Genomic DNA, 15,648 nt, shown 5'->3' on the forward strand with positions numbered 1-15,648 from the left:
TTTTCTATTTGTTATTAAATTTATATTAATTTTTAATTTTTTTATAGTTTCGAAAAGTAACAATATAATATTATTTTTTTAACTTTGAAAAACAGATTAAGTTAAATCATTTTTTATATGCTATTATATTTACACAAAGAATAAAAGGAGAATAAATGGCGTTAAATGTAAATTTTAAATTAAAAGCTCCAGAAAACACACCTGTGTGGGTAGATGAAAATAAATGCAAAAGCTGTGAACTTTGCGTAGATTTTTGTCCTACCGGGGTTCTTGAAATGGTCGTTGACCCTCATAATATTTTAGGTCAGATGGTTAAAGTTGCCCATCCAGAATATTGTATAGGATGCAGGGAATGTGAGCTTGAATGTCCTGATTTTTGTATTTTTGTAGCGGAAAGAGACGAATATAAATTTAAAAAATTAAATGAAGTTAAGAAGTTAAAAGGAGAAGCGTAATGAGAGAAGTAGTATCAACAGGAAATAAGCTTGCGGCACTTGCAGCCATTGATGCGGGATGCAGGTTTTTCGGAGGATATCCGATTACACCTTCAAGTGAAATTGCCCATGAAATGAGCAGACTGTTACCAAAAGTTGGCGGCGTATTTATCCAAATGGAAGATGAAATCGCAGGTATTTCAGTTGCGCTTGGGGCCAGTATGAGCGGAACCAAGGCTATGACAAATACTTCAGGCCCCGGAATAAGTCTAAAAGCGGAGCAAATAGGACTTGCGTTTATGGGAGAAGTTCCTTTGGTTATCACAAATGTAATGAGAGGAGGACCTTCAACCGGGCTTCCTACAAGACCTGCACAACAGGATATTTTACAGGCTCAGGCACCAACTCATGGAGATTATCAGTCAATTGCACTGTGTCCGGGAAGTTTGGATGAGTGTTACACTGAAACAGTCAGGGCATTTAATTTAGCTGAAAGATTTATGACGCCTGTATTTGTGTTACTTGATGAAACACTTGGGCATATGGTAGGAAAAGCAGTACTTCCTCCAAAAGATGAAGTTGAAAAAAATATTGTCAATAGACGTGTATATGAAGGTGATCCTGCGACATATGAACCGTATAATGTTCCGGCAGATGAACCTGCAATTTTAAATCCATTTTTTAAAGGATACAGATATCATATTACCGGGCTTCATCACGGACCAACAGGATTCCCTACAGAAGATGCAAAACTTTCACAGGAATTAATTGACAGATTATTTAATAAAATTTTAGCCCATAAAGACGAAATAGAAAGTTATGAAGAATATATGCTTGATGATGCCGATATTTTAGTTATTGCATATGGAAGTGTGAGCTTGGCGGCAAAAGAAGCAATCAGACAACTTAGGGCTGAGGGTATTAAAGCGGGATTATTCAGACCAATTACACTTTGGCCGTCTCCGGAAGAAAAAATTGATGAAGTATGTAAAAAATTTGATAAAGTATTGGTGGCTGAAATGAATAAAGGTCAATATTTTAAAGAAATTCAAAGAGCAAGCGGAAGAAAAGCCGAAACATTTGATACTTTATTTAAAGCAAACGGAAGACCAATTAGCCCTGCTGAATTTAAAGCAAAAATAAAAGAAATGGTATAAGGAGAAACAATGGCGTTTAATTATGATTATTATTTAAGAACGGAAAAAATGCCGACACTTTGGTGTTGGGGATGCGGTGACGGTATTATTATGAAAGCTGTTATAAGAGCTATGGCAAAACTCGGATGGGATAAAAACGATGTCTGTGTTGTAAGCGGAATCGGATGCAGCGGAAGATTCTCAAGCTATATTGACGCAAACACGGTTCATACTACCCATGGAAGAACACTTGCTTATGCAACAGGAGTAAAACTTGCCAATCCTGATAAACATGTTGTCGTTGTAGCGGGTGACGGAGACGGACTTGCCATTGGAGGTAACCACACTATTCACGCATGCAGAAGAAATATAGATTTAAATTTTATTTTAGTCGATAATTTTATTTACGGGCTTACAAACTCTCAGGTTTCTCCTACAACTCCAAAAGGAGCATGGTCAGTAACTACCCAGTATGGAAATATCGACCCGACTTTTGATGCCTGTGAATTAGCTAAAGGGGCAGGGGCGACTTTTGTAGCAAGAGAAAGTGTGGCCGAAGCTCAAAAACTTGAAAGAATATTTATAAAAGCTTTTGGCCATAAAGGGTTCAGTTTTATAGATGTCCATTCAAACTGTCATGTTAATTTCGGTAGAAAGAATAAAATGGCTCAAGCAAAACAGAATATGGACTGGATTGAAAGCAATTTAGTTCCTAAAGCAAAATGGGATAAGTTAAGCGAAGAAGAAAAATATGAATTAAAACAGCAGGGTAAAAAACCAAGAGGAATTTTATATCAACAGGAGGAACCTGAATACACTGAAGAGTATTATAAATTAATCGATAGAGTAAGGGGTAAATAATGAGAAAACAATTAAGATTTACAGGGGTTGGAGGACAAGGTGTCCTTCTTGCCGGTGAAATTTTAGCAAGAGCTTATGTCAGGGCCGGTAAATACGGAATTCAGGTAGGTACCTATACTTCCCAGGTAAGGGGAGGCCCTACAAAAGTTGATATTATCTTAGATGATGAGCCTATTCTTTATCCTTATGCGGTTGACGGTGAAATTGATTTTATGCTCAGTGTTGCAGATAAATCTTATCAGTTGTTTAAAGAAGGTGTTAAAGAAGGCGGTATAATTGTATATGAACCGAATCTGGTTTATCCGAGTGATGATGACAAAGCGAAATGGAAAATGTTTGCTATAGATATTATTGATATCGCAAAAGAAAAAGTCGGAAATGTTATTACCCAGTCAGTTGTGGCTCTTGCAATTGCTACAAAAATGAATGATATAGACAAAGATATGGTATATGAAACTATGATTCAAACAGTTCCGCCTAAAGCGGTTGAGATTAACAAAAAAGCATTTGAACTAGGTTTCCAAGCCGCAGTTGCTGCTTTAGAAAAAGAAAATTCATAAAATTCAAAAGCTTTTGCTTTTGAATTTATTTCAATGAATTCAAAGCTCTTTTAAGAAGCTCTGCATGATATAACTCCTGACGCGAAATAAACAGTAAAAACTCGCTTAATTCTTCATTTCCTATTTTTTCGGCTAAAATCAGGCATTGTTTTTCAGCATCCATTTCTTCTTCAATATTTTCTTTTAAAAATTCCACAATTCCAATATTTTCATATTTTCCGTGAGGTATCGGTCTTGGAAGGGTAAGCACACCCATTTCACTTGCAAGCTGTGCAAATCTTCTTAAATGATAGATTGAATCATATGCCAAATCCGTAAAAGCGGAATTTGCAACCTCATTATCTGAAAATGCTTTTAAATATGAATAAATTGTAATTAATTCATATTCTTTGAATGTCTCTTCCATTAAGAAAAACACAAGTGCCGCTTTTGCGTTTTCATCAAGTTTAACACCGGATAATTCTTTATTTTCATTAAATGCTGTAATAATACATTCCAAATCCAGTTTTTTAATTTGAGATAAAAAGTAACTGTCGTCATTTTTAAGTCTTTCAATTGTAGGCGTGTTATAATCCTTATAAAATTTCAGATTTTCCTCTAAATCGTTAACAAGCTCCTCTAATAAATCGGATGCATATTTTTTTTGTATTTTTCTTATTTCCTCAGTATTAAAATCCATATTAAATTTTACGTCATCATTTTTTGCATCAGCCATTGCCCATACCATATGTCTGTATTTAAACATTGCTATATCTTCAAATAATTTTTTGGCATTCGTTTCTTTTACCATTACATTTGCATAAATAAATTTAATAAAACTTTCATGAGAAAATCTTATTAATTTTTGATAATCAATCATTACCTCTCCTTTTTTGATTAATTGTATCAAAAGAAAAATTTTTTTTATTGATATAAATCAATTTTTATGTTTAATAATGTATTTAATGGCATTTTCATAACTTTTTGTATCTGCTATTCCTTTATAGGCGATGTCAAATGCTGTTCCGTGGTCAACTGAAGTTCTTAATATCGGTAGATTAAGACTTACATTTATGCTTTCATCAAAATACAAAGCTTTAAGAGGCGCAAGTCCCTGGTCGTGATACATTGCAATAAAATTTCCTTTTTTTTCTTTAAAGGCAATATCCGGCACAAGCGGTCCGTAAAAAATTTCTTTTTCCAAAATTTCGTTTGTTTCTATAATAGCCGGAAATATTTCTTTTATTTCCTCATCACCCAAAACACCTCCGTCTCCCGCATGAGGATTAAGTGCCAAAACGCCTATTTTTTCAAAATGGGTGCTTCTGTAAAAATCAATAAAGAACTGTATTAATTTTTCTTTTTTTATTTTTGAAGGCACTTCTTTTAGGGGAATATGTTCTGTAAATAAAGCGACATACAGCTTTTCGCATCCGAGCATCATAATTGCCTCTTTTTTAAAAATATCCCTTAAAACTTCCGTATGTCCTTTGTATTTGATTCCGGCTTTTGCCCAGGCTTCTTTGTTTATTGGAAGGGTTGTGATTGCGTTTACTTTTTTTTCTTTTGCAAGTTCAATAGCATTTAAAAAACTCTTAAATGAATATTCGGCGCTGTTTTTGTCTATTTCCCCCGGATTAATCTCAAAATCCCCTTTAACTTCCAATGTTTCAAAATCATCGGGAATTTCATAATTTAATAGTTTTGCACCTTTACTTAGCATTGTTTTATTTATACAATATACAGGTTTTACCCAATTTTTTATTTTATTATGGCTTTTTAGAGCAATTTCAAGCCCGATTCCGTTTAAATCCCCTATACTTACTGCTACTTTCATGCCATTTCCCTCGCTTTTTCCAAATCCTCTTTTGTATCAATCCCGAAACTTTTAGATTCAACTTCAATCATTGCTATTTTTTCCCCGTTTTCTAAAACTCTTAACTGTTCTAGTTTTTCAATATGTTCTAATTTTCCTTGCATTTTTGTAAATATGTCAAGGCTTTTTTTATCGAAACCGTAAATCCCGAGATGTCCTTTATATTTGTGTGCCCGGTTGTCTCTGTTGTATGGAATTTTTGAGCGTGAAAAATAAAGGGCATCTGAATTTTTATCAACTACAACTTTTACTAAATTGGGGTCTTGGGCGCTTAATTCGTCTATTATTTTATAACAGCTTACCATTTTAAAGTTTCTGTTTAAATCAATCAGTTTTTGTTTAACTTTTTGAAGTATAACCGGTTCTAAAAACGGTTCGTCTCCCTGCATATTTATAACAATTTCATTTTCTGGGAGTTTTAATATATCGCTTGCTTCTTTTATTCTGTCGCTTCCGCTTTTGTGGTTTTTATCTGTAAGCACCGCTTCAAATCCGTATTTTTTACAAACATCAATCACTTCTTTTGAATCGGTGGCAATGACCACATCATCAACTTCTTTTGCGCTCTGGGCGCACCATATTATAACGGGTTTGTTTTTTATACTTAGAAGAACTTTGTTTGGCAGTCTTGAAGAAGAGAGTCTTGCGGGAATTATAATCATTGATTTCCTTTTTAGGTATAATTTTACAAAAAAAAGGCTTAAAATGATTAATAAAATTAAAGAAAAAGTAAAAAACGCAAAACATATAGACGAAAAGAAAAAAAGCGTAATTCTGGAAAAAATTGATGAATGGAAACACGATAAAGACGCTATGAATCTGATACCGAATTTGTTAATGAAATATTATGAAGAAGATATTAAACCTATTTTAGATGAACTGGGGCTTACCGATTGATACTGTATCAGCCAAAGAATGGTTATTGTTATAATTCTGATACAATGTTTTTGTATGATTTTATTACCAAATTTAATATAAAAGGCGATGTTTTAGAAGTAGGCGGGGGATGCGGAGTATTAGGGCTTTTAATTAAAAGGGATTTTCCTGAAATTAATTTAACCGTTATTGAAAAACAAAAAATAATGAGTAAATTAATTGTAAAAAATCTAAAAGTTAACAATTTAAAAGCTGACATTGTCAATGATGATTTTTTAAAATTTGAATTTGATAAAAAATTTGATTATATTATTTCAAACCCTCCTTTTTATAAAGGAACACTGAAAAGTGAAAATGAAATAATTAAAATTGCAAGATATGAGGAATTTTTACCTATGAAAGATTTTTTCAAAAAAGTAAACGCTCTATTAAAAGAAAGAGGGGAATTTATTTTCTGTTATGATGCAAAAAGAATAGATGATATAATTTCAAAAATCCCCAAACCCCTTAAAATTACGGATTTGAGGTTTATGTATCCGAGGATTGGCAAAAACGCATCGTTGGTTTTGATTAGAGCCAAAAGGCACGCTAAATCAATGATAAATGTTCATCCTCCTTTAATCGGGTTTGAAGGTAAAAATTATTCAAATGAAGCATATGAAATATATAAAAAAGCTAATACTAAAAGCGTAAAAATATAGCGAAAAGAGTGAGTGGTGAGAAGTGAAAAATTGATAAGTAAAGACGGATTTGATTTTAAGTTTAATCCCGATGCCTGCAAAAAATGCAAAGGAAACTGCTGCATAGGCGAGAGCGGATACATTTGGGTAAATCCAAAAGAAATAGAAGCTATTGCCGATTTTTTAGGGATTGACAAAAATATTTTTATCGACAGATTCTTAATAAAAGTTGGATATAAATATTCAATAAAAGAAAAACCGTACAAAAAGGGATATGCATGTATATTTTTTGAAAACGGATGTAAAATTTATCCTGTAAGGCCAAATCAATGCAAAACATTTCCTTTTTGGGAGAGGTATAAAGATGAAAGATATTATGAAGAATTAAAAAACGAATGCCCGGGAGTTATTTTTAATGAAAAATGAAAAATGGATAATTAAAATGAAATATTTAAGATTTATGTTGGTAATTTTATTGATTTTTACTGGGTGTAGTGTTAAAAAACCCCAAATCGGTAAAAAAGCATTTGACCAAGAAGACAATTATATAATTAAAGCTCTGGTTTTGGAAAATGACAATAAGCCCCTCCAAGCCGCCGATATATATGACTTTTTATATAAAAAAACAGGTAAAAATGTTTATTTTAAAAAAGAAATAGAAGATTTGTTTTTTGCCAAAAAATATAAAAAAGTTTTAAATTTAACCGAAAATATTAAAAATTTGGATAAAGAAATATTTAAATACAGAATTTTTTCTCTGCTTGAACTTAAAAAAGGCAGTGAGGCAAAAAAAGAGCTGTTGACGTATTTTAACAAGAAAGAGCCTCTCTTTTATGAACTTATGTCATATATTTTAATAAAAGAAAAAAAATATAATAAAGCTGCCGATTATATAAAATCATTATATGCTATTAATCATAACAAACATACTCTTTTGGCGTTAGCAGATTTATTAATAAAAATAAAAAAATATAATGAAGCGCTTGCATATCTCAGGACACATCTTAAAATATACGGCTGTGAAACAGATGTCTGTGAACGTTTGGCCGAAATATACCGCCAGACGCAGGATTTTGAAAATTTGGCTTATATATATTCATTAATGGGTAAATATGATAAAAAATATGTTATTTTTGCCTTAAAAATTTATATAGATAACGGAGATTTCAACAAAGCTTTAAAACTCATTGATAAATATAATCTTGGAGATGAATATAAACTGATTCTTTTTGAAAGCTTTAATAAATATAAAGGTGCTGCGAATATTGCTTACAAGTTATTTAATAAAACAAATAACCCGGCTTTTTTATTAAAATACTGTATTTTTGAATACGAAGCATATAATAATAAAGAGGCTGCTTTGGAAGTTATTCCGAAACTTAAATTTTTAGCAAAACTTTATCCTGACAATGATTATATAAATAATTTTTTGGGTTATCTTTTAATTGAATACGATATTAATCCAAAAGAAGGTATAGAATATGTAAAAAAGGCTATTAAAATAAAGCCTGACGATACAGCTTATATAGATTCGCTTGCCTGGGGATATTATAAATTAAAAAAATGCAAAACCGCATGGGATATTATTAAAAATATAGATACGGACGATAAAGAAATCAGTAAACACAAAAAGCTTATAAAAAGGTGCTTTTATGATACTTCAAAAAATCATACAAAAAACTCAAAAAAATCTGAAAAAAGAAAAAAGCATTGATGAACTGTTAAACATAAAAAGAAATTTTAAAAATGTAAAAAAAGCCCTTAAATCAACTTCGGGCAACCCATACAGAATTATTGCAGAGGTTAAAAAAGCAAGTCCCAGTAAAGGAATAATAAGAGAAGATTTTAATCCGGTTGAAATTGCCAAAATATATAACGAAGTTGCGGACACCATGAGTATTTTAACCGAGCCTTTCTTTTTTCAGGGAAGTTTAGAATATCTTAGAGAAATAAGTAAATTTTCTAAAATACCGCTTCTTAGAAAAGATTTTATTATCGATATTTACCAAATAGCAGAGGCTTACAATGCCGGTGCCGATTTTATTTTACTCATTGCAAAAGCGCTTGATACTGAAAAACTTAAAGAATTATATAATTTTGCCAAAAGTGTTAATTTAGAGGTTTTATTTGAAATTCACGATGAAGAAGATTTAAAAAAAGCTCTTGATGTGGGAGCGGATATTATCGGGTTTAACCACAGGGATTTGAAAACGTTTGAAATGCATATGGATTTAAGTGAAAAGTTGATGCCGCTTTTGCCAAAAGATGTAATTGTCGTGGCTGAAAGCGGAATAAACAGTTTTGAAACTGTAAAAAAGCTGCATAAAAACGGTGTAGACGCATTTTTGGTGGGTGAACATTTTATGAGGGGAAATGATATAAAAAAAGATGTTTTGAAATTAAAGGGAATAGATTTTGCTGGTTAATTAAAAAAGGCAATAATTTTATGAATGTAAAATATTTTTTAAATTTAACTTTTTTAATTTTTTTTATTGGTTGTGCCGAGCATCCAATGGATCCTACTATTAACATGAAACCTCCTAAATATGTGGAAGAAATGCCGAGTAAAAATGTTAATTATCCTAAAAATCCAGGCTCGCTTTTTACAAACGGGGATAATCTGTTTTCTGATACAAAAGCCATGAAAGTAAATGATATTGTAACTGTATTAATTACAGAAACCGTTAAACAGTCATCTCAGGCAAGTAAAAAACTTTCAGAAGCAAATTCAGATAACGGCGGAACTTTTGATGCGGGAATCAGCGGGGGTGTCAGTGTTGCCGGGCATACCGCCCATATTGGGAAAACCGGTATTTCACTGGGGCTGCCCAGTATGAATTCTACAAGAACTTTTAACGGAAGCGGAACTCAGCAGCATAATGAACTTTTTCAAACAACAATCAGTGCCAGAATTATTAAAGTATTAAAAAACGGAAATTATTTTATTTACGGCACCAGGGAAGTTTATTTAGACGGACAAAAACAGGTAATCGCCTTAAGTGGTGTAATAAGACCTCAGGATATTGCAGCGGATAATACTATTGATTCAAAATATATAGCCGATGCCAAAATTAAATATTTTACCCAGGGTGATATAAAAAGAAACATAGAAAAAAACTGGTTTGCTAAAATCTGGGATGCTATTGCCCCATGGTAGTATTTAATGTTAAATTATGAATGTTGAGTGATAAATTAAGAAATGATAAAAGAAGTTAAGGCATCAGCCAGTAAAAAATCATTTGAATAAATTTTATTTTTTTCTTTATAAAGTTTGTTTTCATTTATTAAAATTTTCACTCTTTCTTTTTCTTCTTTATTTAAAATATTTTCTTCAAAACCAATAATTGAGCGGAGTCCCAGGAATATTTTTTCTTTTTTTATATCTTCATCACTTAATTTTTCGTAAGAGTATTTTGTCGGGTTTTTCAAATATTCTTTTACATTTGTTTGAGTGTAATATCTAAACATTTTACATTTTCCATTATCCATTATCCATTTTTTAAATCCCACCGCCCCGGCTCCGATTCCTATATATTCTTTTCCCATCCAATAACCTAAATTATGAAGGCATATGTTTCCAAAATTTGAAATTTCATACTGAAAAAATTTTTCTTTTATTTTATTTATAAACCATATTTCAAGATCTTCATCTTCTTTTCTTTTTGAATAGTCCCCTTCCCATTCAGTCCCTTTTTCTATCGTCAGGGAATATGCGCTGATATGTGTGACAGGCAGTTTAAAAGCTGTGTTTAAATCATTTTCAAGCAGTTTTTTATTGTCTTGGGCAGTCGCATAAATTAAATCCAGGTTTATATTTTCAAAACCCGCTTTTTTTGCGTTTTCTATAGATTTTACAGCCTGAAGGGGTGAATGGTTTCTGTTTAAAAATTTCAATTTTTTTTCGTTAAAACTCTGCACCCCGAAACTTATCCTGTTTATTCCAAAATTTTTGATTTCTTTTAACCATTCATAGGTTACATTAGGGTTTGCTTCTATTGTGATTTCTTTTATATTTTTTATATTCACTTCAATGAGTTTAAACAGCTTTTCATAAAATAACTCTTTCATCGTTGAAGGTGTTCCGCCTCCGATAAAGAGAGTTTTAAATTGTGTATCTGTTTTTACATCGTTTAAATATTGTTTTCTTATGGCATTGAAATATTCTTTTTTTAGATGATTTATATTAGTATAAGAGTTAAATGCGCAGTAATTACACTTACTGTCACAAAAAGGTATGTGAATATATAGTAACATTTGGGCCTTTTTTTAGTATAATTTTACAAAAAAAGGCTGTAAATTGAAAAAATACCGACCAAATGTCGCCGCAGTAATTTTATCTCCGAATTATCCCGAAAAAGTGGAAGTTTTAATAGCCAAAAGAAACGATGTTGACGCCTGGCAGTTTCCACAGGGTGGTATTGATGAAGGCGAAAGTGAAGAAGAAGCCCTTTTAAGAGAGCTAAAAGAGGAAATAGGAACCGATGAAGTAGAGATTCTTGCAAAAATGCCTGAATGGCAGACATATGAATTTCCCAAAATTATTGCTAAAAAAATGTATCCGTATGACGGACAAAGACAAAGATATTTTTTGGTAAAACTTAAAAGAGGTGCAAAAATTAATTTAAATACAGCTCATCCGGAGTTTGAAGATTATAAATTTGTACCTGTAAATAAAATTTTTAATTATGTTAAATCCTTTAAAAGGCCTGTTTATAAAATAGTTTTGAATTTTTTTAAAAAATTGGGATATATATAAAATAGTGAGTAGTGAGTGGTGAATAGTGAGTAGTGAGTAGAGAATGTTAATAGTTGCCAAGAAGCCAAGTACCAAGTGCTATGTGTAATTAAAAAAAAGGAGTTTAATGTTAATTGTTCAGAAATTTGGCGGAACGAGCGTAGGTGATTTGGACAGGATTAAAAATGTTGCAAATATTGTAAAAAAAACAAAAAATGAGGGAAATGATGTTGTGGTTGTGGTTTCTGCAATGGCAGGGGAAACTAATAAATTAATTGATTATGCCTCTTATTTTTCCAAAACGCCTCCTCAAAGAGAAATGGATTTACTGGTCAGCTCAGGAGAAAGGGTTACGAGTGCACTTCTTTCAATTGCATTGCAGTCAATTGGAATGGATGCTATTGCCCTGACAGGAAGGCAGGCCGGAATTAAAACAACAAAAGACCACACAAAAGCCAGAATTATGGATATTAATCCGGGGAAAATGCAAAAACATTTAAAAGAAGGTAAAATAGTAATTGTAGCCGGTTTTCAGGGTATAAGCGAGGAAGGTGATGTTACAACCCTGGGAAGAGGGGGAAGCGATTTAACGGCTGTGGCAATTGCAGGGGCGTTAAAAGCGGATAAATGTGAAATTTACACCGATGTGGACGGTATTTATACTACTGATCCGAGAATAGAGCCAAAAGCTAAAAAAATAAATATGATAACTTATGACGAAATGCTTGAGCTTGCAAGTTTGGGGGCTAAAGTAATGCAGTCACGTTCAGTGGAACTTGCAAAAAAATTAGGAGTCGATATAGAAGTTAAATCAAGTTTCAATCCGGAAATTAAAGGAACATTAATTACAAAGGAGACACCTGAAATGGAAAAAGTTTTGGTAAGTGGGATAGCGCTTGATAAAAATCAGGCGAGAGTCAGTATTTTTGGAGTGGAGGACAGACCAGGCATCAGTGCCGAAATATTTTCAAAATTAGCTGATAAAAATATAAATGTGGATATGATTATTCAAAATGTCGGAAAAGACAATAAAGCAAATTTAACTTTTACAGTACCTGAAACCGAACTTGAGCTTACCAAAAAAGTATTGGGAGAATATGAGCAAAAAGCTGAAGCAATGGAATATGACAGGGATATTGCAAAAGTAAGTATTGTCGGGGTAGGTATGAAATCCCACAGCGGCGTGGCGGCAACAGCATTTAAAACCTTGGCGGATGAAAATATAAATATATTAATGATTTCTACGAGTGAAATTAAAATTTCTATGATAATAGATGAAAAATACGGAGAATTGGCTGTCAGAAGTTTACACAAAGCTTATAATTTGGATAAATAATGGATTTAAACGAGTTTACTTTAAAATATATAAGAGAAAAAAACTTAAAATGGATGGAAGAAAAAAGGCTGGAATGGATTCCTTTAATCAGTGAATTTCTTTCTCAGGTGATTGAAGGAAAATGTGTTTTAATTATAACCGATTACAAAAGAAAATGGCTTAGAGATTATATTCTCCAGAAAATAAATAATTTTCAGGATTTTAAGCCGTCTTTTATTCCTTTTTTTGACCTGATTTCCTTTATACCCCAAATAGAATATGCAAAAACGAACGAGCATTTTGATTTAATAGAGGATATGCTGAATATTACTTTTAATGAAAATTATATTTTCTGGTATATCGGAGTTGAAACTCCGATGCTTAAATTTGCAAGGCGCAAAGAAAATTCTTTTTTCTGGATAATGGATATGGATTTGCATAAAAACTTCTTTTTAAAATCTATCGATGAAAATCTTGATTTAAAACTTTTACATTTAACGGATTTATTGAATGAAACCTTAAAAGCGGTTATTTTCGGTGAGGTTGAACTTTGAATAAAATAATCGTTACAAACGATTTGGAAAAATGTATAAATGAAATTAAATATGATGAAAAGATTATAACAGATGAATTTAAAGTTGAAAATGTAAAAGAGCTTAAAGAAATTTCCTATCTTACAAGCAAAAATGAAAAAACCATTTTAATTGCCGCAAAAAAATATAATTTAATTTCTCAAAACGCTCTTTTGAAAATACTTGAAGAACCTCCTCCAAATACTGCGTTTATACTGGCCGTGACATCAAAATATTCATTGCTTGAGACTATAAAATCAAGGCTTCCCATCGAATATAAAATTTTTAAAAATGTAACAGATGTAAATGTTGATTTAAGTAAAATAAATAATGATTTGATTTTCGATTTATTGCAAAAAGATTTAAATAAAGATGAAATTAAAGCAATTTGTTATGATTTGATTAATAAAAAAAATTTAAAAAAAGAGCTGAATGTTTTAAGCAATGCTATAAAAATGCTTGAATTGAATATTGAAAAAAAAGCGGTTTTGGCTTATATAATGCTTTATTTCAAAGGAAAATAATGAAAATTTATAAATTAAACAGCGATATTGATTTGGCTGAAGTTATGCAAAAAATGGGAGTGGACAAAATCGGAATTGAAATAATGAAAAAAAAGCGTTCTGTTTATGTTTTTTATATTAAAAACATAAATTGTGCCGCCGCAAATATTCTAAAACAGGACGCTTTAAGCATTGGTGCCGAACTTGCCGTTCCCATAGGGGCTCCAAGCTGCAAAAACAAATATTTTGATGCGCTTTTGTTATGTAATGAAAAACATTTAATTACACTTTCCAAAAAAGAGCTCACTCAGCCGTTTGGATTGAAAGATTTGGCAAAACAGCTTAAAAATTTTGTAAACCTTCCTAAATTTCCTTTAAAAATTATGGGGGTTATTAATGCAAATGAAGATTCTTTTTTTGAAGGCAGCAGATTCAAAGGAAGCGAAGCGCTTAAGCAGATTAAAAAAATGATTGACGAAGGTGCGGATATAATTGATTTAGGCGGAGTTTCATCCAGACCTGGAAGTGTTTATCCCGGGGTGGAAGAAGAATTAAAGAGGGTCTCCCCAATTATTGATGAAATTTATAAACATAAATTATATGAAAAAGCTGTTTTCAGTATAGATACATTTGAATCCAAAGTTTTGGAATATGCACTTGAGCGCGGTTTTAAAATAGCAAATGATATTACCGGCCTTGAAAGCGACGAATATGCCGAGGTTGCGGCAAAATATAATGCCGATGTTATTATTATGCATAAAAAAGGAATTCCAAAAGATATGCAGAAAAATCCATTTTATGAAAATGTAATTTTGGAAATCGACGAATTTTTTGAACAAAGAATTGCAAAAGCAAAAAATTTTGGAATAAAAAATGTAATTTTGGATGTTGGAATAGGCTTTGGCAAAAGACTTGAAGATAATCTTGCGTTAATTAAGCATTTGGAGCATTTTTTGCATTTTGGATATGAGCTTTTGATAGGGGCAAGCAGAAAATCTATGATAGATATGATTATGAAAAAATATGGTATTTCAACTACTCCTTCTGAAAGACTGCCCGGTACTTTGGCAATTCATCAAGAAGCGTTTAGAAACGGGGCAAGTATTATCAGGTGTCATGATGTAAAAGAGCATTTTCAGGCTTTAAAAGTTTATGATGCCATTAAGGGATTTGATGTTTAGAAGGCAGATAGAACTTCTTGGGAGTAAACAAAAACTGCTTGAAAATAAAAAAATTTTAATAGTCGGGGCCGGAGGGCTTGGAAATGCTTTGGCCACTATTATCAGCTGTATAGGGCTTGAAAGTATTATCATTGTTGATTTTGACAAAATAGAAATTCATAATATCCACAGACAGATTCAGTTTACAAAAAATGATTTAGGAAAAAACAAAGCCAGAGTTTTGGGCGAAAAAATAAAAAGATGCGATACCAAAATAAAAATTGTAGAAAATAAATTTTCAAGCGATATGAATTTTGATGTGGATTTGGTTTTTGATGCAACAGATAATTTTGAAGCAAGAGAAGAAATTGATAAATTTTCCAAAAAAAACTCCATTCCATGGGTATATACGAGCGTGGATGAATATTATGCCCAGGTGGGTTTTTTTAAAAAAACAGATTTTAACACTTTTGCAACAAAAAGACTTTCCCCCAAAGGACAAATTCCTCCGATGGTAAGCCTGGCCGCCAGTATAGAAGCGATGATTGGTGTAAAATATTTAATAGGCGAGCTTAAAGAAGAAATTTTATATTATATAGATTTCAGTAAAGATTTGGAAATAAAAAAATTTAAATTTTAATATTTAAAATTAGCCTAAAACCCTTGATTTTTAGAAAGTTTTTATATATAATTTCATCACCCAAAAATAATGGGCTGTCGCCAAGCGGTAAGGCACAGGACTTTGACTCCTGCATTCGGAGGTTCGAATCCTCCCAGCCCAGCCAACGGCGCGGGGTAGAGCAGTCTGGTAGCTCGTCGGGCTCATAACCCGAAGGTCGGAGGTTCAAATCCTCCCCCCGCAACCAAAAATTAAACTTATAAAGTGTCTGTCACTAATATTGCAATTGATTAATTTTATTATTTTTTTACTTTTCATTTTACATTTTTAATTTTTAATTTC

General features: G+C 31.9%; 20 protein-coding genes and 2 tRNA genes. 18 read left to right on the forward strand and 4 right to left on the reverse strand.

Features of this window, described 5'->3' with window-relative positions; all coding sequences use genetic code 11:
- Positions 1–155 precede the first annotated feature (155 nt).
- From DZ65_RS0106990 to DZ65_RS0107005, 4 genes are read left to right on the forward strand one after another with little or no spacing between them, the layout of a single operon-like run.
- Positions 156–455: a 4Fe-4S binding protein gene (locus tag DZ65_RS0106990; RefSeq protein WP_024787929.1), complete on the forward strand. Its 300-nt coding sequence runs from the start codon at positions 156–158 to the stop codon at positions 453–455.
- Positions 455–1,591, forward strand: a complete 1,137-nt coding sequence (locus DZ65_RS0106995; protein WP_024787930.1) for a 2-oxoglutarate synthase subunit alpha — start codon at positions 455–457, stop codon at positions 1,589–1,591. The genes DZ65_RS0106990 and DZ65_RS0106995 overlap by 1 nt, the downstream gene beginning before the upstream one ends.
- Before the next feature lie 9 nt (positions 1,592–1,600).
- Positions 1,601–2,431, forward strand: coding sequence for a 2-oxoglutarate ferredoxin oxidoreductase subunit beta (locus DZ65_RS0107000; RefSeq protein ID WP_024787931.1), 831 nt, complete (start codon positions 1,601–1,603; stop codon positions 2,429–2,431).
- On the forward strand, positions 2,431–2,991 hold the full coding sequence (locus tag DZ65_RS0107005; protein ID WP_024787932.1) for a 2-oxoacid:acceptor oxidoreductase family protein: 561 nt from the start codon (positions 2,431–2,433) through the stop codon (positions 2,989–2,991). Before DZ65_RS0107000 ends, DZ65_RS0107005 begins: the two co-directional genes overlap by 1 nt.
- Positions 2,992–3,016: 25 nt before the next feature.
- On the opposite strand, the gene DZ65_RS0107010 is transcribed toward DZ65_RS0107005, so the two are convergent.
- The 3 genes from DZ65_RS0107010 to kdsB are packed head-to-tail and all read right to left on the reverse strand — an operon-like array spanning position 3,017 to position 5,508.
- Positions 3,017–3,850: a ferritin-like domain-containing protein gene (locus DZ65_RS0107010; protein ID WP_024787933.1), complete on the reverse strand. Its 834-nt coding sequence runs from the start codon at positions 3,848–3,850 to the stop codon at positions 3,017–3,019.
- Positions 3,851–3,907: 57 nt separating this feature from the next.
- Complete coding sequence (gene pdxA, locus DZ65_RS0107015; RefSeq protein ID WP_024787934.1) at positions 3,908–4,807, reverse strand: 4-hydroxythreonine-4-phosphate dehydrogenase; 900 nt, start codon at positions 4,805–4,807, stop codon at positions 3,908–3,910.
- Positions 4,804–5,508, reverse strand: coding sequence for a 3-deoxy-manno-octulosonate cytidylyltransferase (gene kdsB, locus DZ65_RS0107020; RefSeq protein ID WP_024787935.1), 705 nt, complete (start codon positions 5,506–5,508; stop codon positions 4,804–4,806). The genes pdxA and kdsB overlap by 4 nt, the downstream gene beginning before the upstream one ends.
- Positions 5,509–5,551: 43 nt before the next feature.
- On the opposite strand from kdsB, the gene DZ65_RS0107025 reads away from it, so the two are divergent.
- Genes DZ65_RS0107025 through DZ65_RS0107050 form a run of 6 tightly spaced genes read left to right on the forward strand, consistent with a single transcriptional unit; the run spans position 5,552 to position 9,559 of the window.
- Positions 5,552–5,743, forward strand: coding sequence for a hypothetical protein (locus tag DZ65_RS0107025; RefSeq protein WP_024787936.1), 192 nt, complete (start codon positions 5,552–5,554; stop codon positions 5,741–5,743).
- Entirely contained in the window at positions 5,740–6,423 is a 684-nt protein-coding gene (locus tag DZ65_RS0107030) for a tRNA1(Val) (adenine(37)-N6)-methyltransferase (RefSeq protein ID WP_024787937.1), read from the forward strand. The genes DZ65_RS0107025 and DZ65_RS0107030 overlap by 4 nt, the downstream gene beginning before the upstream one ends.
- Positions 6,424–6,438: 15 nt before the next feature.
- Positions 6,439–6,828 (forward strand): YkgJ family cysteine cluster protein, encoded by a 390-nt coding sequence (locus DZ65_RS0107035; RefSeq protein ID WP_024787938.1) that lies wholly within the window; start codon positions 6,439–6,441, stop codon positions 6,826–6,828.
- 16 nt (positions 6,829–6,844) lie between these two features.
- A complete protein-coding gene (locus DZ65_RS0107040; protein WP_201767425.1) occupies positions 6,845–8,116 on the forward strand; it encodes a lipopolysaccharide assembly protein LapB in 1,272 nt (423 codons plus the stop codon).
- Positions 8,055–8,828, forward strand: a complete 774-nt coding sequence (gene trpC / locus DZ65_RS0107045) for an indole-3-glycerol phosphate synthase TrpC (protein ID WP_024791434.1) — start codon at positions 8,055–8,057, stop codon at positions 8,826–8,828. The genes DZ65_RS0107040 and trpC overlap by 62 nt, the downstream gene beginning before the upstream one ends.
- Before the next feature lie 20 nt (positions 8,829–8,848).
- Positions 8,849–9,559, forward strand: a complete 711-nt coding sequence (locus DZ65_RS0107050; protein WP_024787941.1) for a flagellar basal body L-ring protein FlgH — start codon at positions 8,849–8,851, stop codon at positions 9,557–9,559.
- 35 nt (positions 9,560–9,594) lie between these two features.
- On the opposite strand, the gene hemW is transcribed toward DZ65_RS0107050, so the two are convergent.
- Positions 9,595–10,656 (reverse strand): radical SAM family heme chaperone HemW, encoded by a 1,062-nt coding sequence (hemW, locus tag DZ65_RS0107055; RefSeq protein ID WP_024790939.1) that lies wholly within the window; start codon positions 10,654–10,656, stop codon positions 9,595–9,597.
- Between the two features lie 43 nt (positions 10,657–10,699).
- Here hemW and DZ65_RS0107060 point away from each other — a divergent pair, with 43 nt between their 5' ends.
- The 8 genes from DZ65_RS0107060 to DZ65_RS0107095 all read left to right on the forward strand — a co-directional run bounded on the left by DZ65_RS0107060 (position 10,700) and on the right by DZ65_RS0107095 (position 15,553).
- Positions 10,700–11,158, forward strand: coding sequence for an RNA pyrophosphohydrolase (locus tag DZ65_RS0107060; protein WP_024787943.1), 459 nt, complete (start codon positions 10,700–10,702; stop codon positions 11,156–11,158).
- Between the two features lie 106 nt (positions 11,159–11,264).
- Positions 11,265–12,473 (forward strand): aspartate kinase, encoded by a 1,209-nt coding sequence (locus tag DZ65_RS0107065; protein ID WP_024790940.1) that lies wholly within the window; start codon positions 11,265–11,267, stop codon positions 12,471–12,473.
- The gene (locus tag DZ65_RS0107070; RefSeq protein ID WP_051428201.1) at positions 12,473–13,006 is read left to right on the forward strand and encodes a HobA family DNA replication regulator; all 534 of its coding nucleotides are present in this window, start codon (positions 12,473–12,475) and stop codon (positions 13,004–13,006) included. Before DZ65_RS0107065 ends, DZ65_RS0107070 begins: the two co-directional genes overlap by 1 nt.
- Positions 13,003–13,548 (forward strand): DNA polymerase III subunit delta', encoded by a 546-nt coding sequence (locus DZ65_RS0107075; RefSeq protein WP_024787946.1) that lies wholly within the window; start codon positions 13,003–13,005, stop codon positions 13,546–13,548. The genes DZ65_RS0107070 and DZ65_RS0107075 overlap by 4 nt, the downstream gene beginning before the upstream one ends.
- Positions 13,548–14,708 (forward strand): dihydropteroate synthase, encoded by a 1,161-nt coding sequence (gene folP, locus DZ65_RS0107080; RefSeq protein WP_024791435.1) that lies wholly within the window; start codon positions 13,548–13,550, stop codon positions 14,706–14,708. Before DZ65_RS0107075 ends, folP begins: the two co-directional genes overlap by 1 nt.
- The gene (locus DZ65_RS0107085) at positions 14,701–15,327 is read left to right on the forward strand and encodes a ThiF family adenylyltransferase (protein ID WP_051428203.1); all 627 of its coding nucleotides are present in this window, start codon (positions 14,701–14,703) and stop codon (positions 15,325–15,327) included. Before folP ends, DZ65_RS0107085 begins: the two co-directional genes overlap by 8 nt.
- Before the next feature lie 70 nt (positions 15,328–15,397).
- Positions 15,398–15,472, forward strand: a tRNA-Gln gene (locus DZ65_RS0107090).
- A gap of 4 nt (positions 15,473–15,476) precedes the next feature.
- Positions 15,477–15,553: transfer RNA gene (locus DZ65_RS0107095), tRNA-Met, on the forward strand.
- Positions 15,554–15,648: the final 95 nt, after the last annotated feature.

The sequence above is a fragment of the Lebetimonas sp. JS032 genome, assembly GCF_000523315.1.
In the GTDB taxonomy this organism is placed as follows: domain Bacteria; phylum Campylobacterota; class Campylobacteria; order Campylobacterales; family Nautiliaceae; genus Lebetimonas.